1 protein-coding gene is annotated in these 1,855 nt (G+C 39.7%); it reads left to right on the forward strand.

The window, feature by feature from the left end; genetic code table 11:
• The first annotated feature begins 251 nt into the window (after positions 1-251).
• Positions 252-1,577: an ATP-binding protein gene (locus ACSVH7_RS15090; RefSeq protein WP_438067512.1), complete on the forward strand. Its 1,326-nt coding sequence runs from the start codon at positions 252-254 to the stop codon at positions 1,575-1,577.
• The last annotated feature ends 278 nt before the right edge of the window (positions 1,578-1,855 follow it).

Genomic DNA, 1,855 nt, shown 5'->3' on the forward strand with positions numbered 1-1,855 from the left:
GATTAATTTGAAAAGATTGTGGGTAGGGGTGACCGCGGATTTGCAGATTTTTTGAAAGGATTGCGGGGGAGGATGGTCACGAATGCTTGAATTATTTGAAAGGATTTTAAACGCAGGGGCGCTGGGATTGCCTTTTGTTGGTTAATTGTTGCAATAAAAATTGTTTTAGGGTTAGGGATTTCTCTAAAAAATCGATCTACCAAGAGTTAGAAGCTATATAATATAAACTACTGAAAAAAGAGGGGCAACATATCGAATTTAAATCAAGCTTCAATGATGAGGTGATCATTTCTTTGGTGGCTTTTGCCAATTCCGAGGGTGGATGCGTTTATGTGGGGATGGAAGATCATGGGGTTCCGATGTCTAATTTCACTATAGGCAAAGAAAGTATTCCGATATGGACTAACGAAATAAAAAATAAAACGACTCCTTCTATTTTTCCAGATGTTGTAGTGGAAGTGGTAGAGGGAATAGCGGTGGTGGTTTTTAGCCTACCCGAATTTCCAATTAAACCTATTGCCTTCAAAGGGCGTTATTATAAACGGGTCAAAAATGCCAATCACCAAATGAGTTTGCAAGAAATTTCAGATTTGCATTTGAAAACCTATGCCAGCAGTTGGGATTATTATCCTTCTCCTCATTATGAATTAGCGTCTATTGCGTTAGATAAAGTGCGTCGTTTTATCGCTTCTTCAAATGAAATTAGGGAAAATAAAATTCAAGATGATCCACTAACTGTCCTTCGGAAATTTGAATTGCTAAAAGAGAATGGACAAATAGCCAATGCCTGTCATTTGTTGTTTTCTAAAAATGAAGTTTTTGACGCTACGATTTCAATAGGTCGGTTTTCTACTGAGACGAGCATCAAAGACAGTTTGGTGTTGCAAACCGATTTGTTTACCGAAGTAGAAGAAACCCTTACCTTTGTTAGAAAACATATCAATAAAAATTATATTATCACGGGTGATCCCAAACGAGAAGAGCGATGGGAATATCCCCTGGATGCTTTGCGAGAAATTATTGTCAATATGATCGTGCATCGGGATTATCAAAATGCAGGCGAATCGATTGTTAAAATATTTGACCATAAAATCGCCTTCTATAATCCAGGTTGTTTAGGAAATGGGCTCACTATCGCCGATCTAACCGCCGGGACTTATATTTCCTATGCCAGAAATAAAAAAGTCGCGGATTTGTTTCGAGAAGCGGGTATTATAGAAAAATATGGATCCGGGATCCAAAGAATTACACAAGCTTTTTTACAGTACGGTTTGTCAGCCCCTGTTTTTGAGTCGCTCCCGAATGGTTTTCAAGTGACGGTTTACGCTAAAGTTCCTGAAACTATTGCTGGCGGTGTAAATGTCGGTGTAAATGTCGGTGTAAATGTCGGTGTAAATGTCGGTGTAAATGAGCTATTGATGCTAATCCAAGAAAATCCTGGTATTAACGTTTTAGAAATGAAGGCGTATTTTAAAGTGACACAACGAACCGTGGAGCGTTGGGTTAAAATATTGAAAGATAAAGGAAAAATTGAATTCAGAGGGGCACCGAAGACTGGTGGGTATTGGGGGGTTTAACCGCAAGGGGCGCAAAGGGTTACGCAAGGTTCGCGAAGTTTTTTTAAGGGGTGGCCACGAATGCTTGAATTAATTTGAAAAGATGTTTAACCGCAAGGGGCACAAAGGGTTACGCAAGGTTCGCGAAGTTTTTTTAAGGGGTGACCGCAGATTCGCAGATTTTTTGAAAATATTGTGTTTGAGGATGGCCACGAAGGCACGAATTAATTTGAAAGGATGTTTAACCGCAAGGGGCGCAAAGGGTTACGCAAGGTTCGCGAAGTTTTTTTAAGGGGTGG

Origin of the sequence: Flavobacterium sp. TSSA_36 (assembly GCF_051547165.1) — a bacterium.
In the GTDB taxonomy this organism is placed as follows: domain Bacteria; phylum Bacteroidota; class Bacteroidia; order Flavobacteriales; family Flavobacteriaceae; genus Flavobacterium.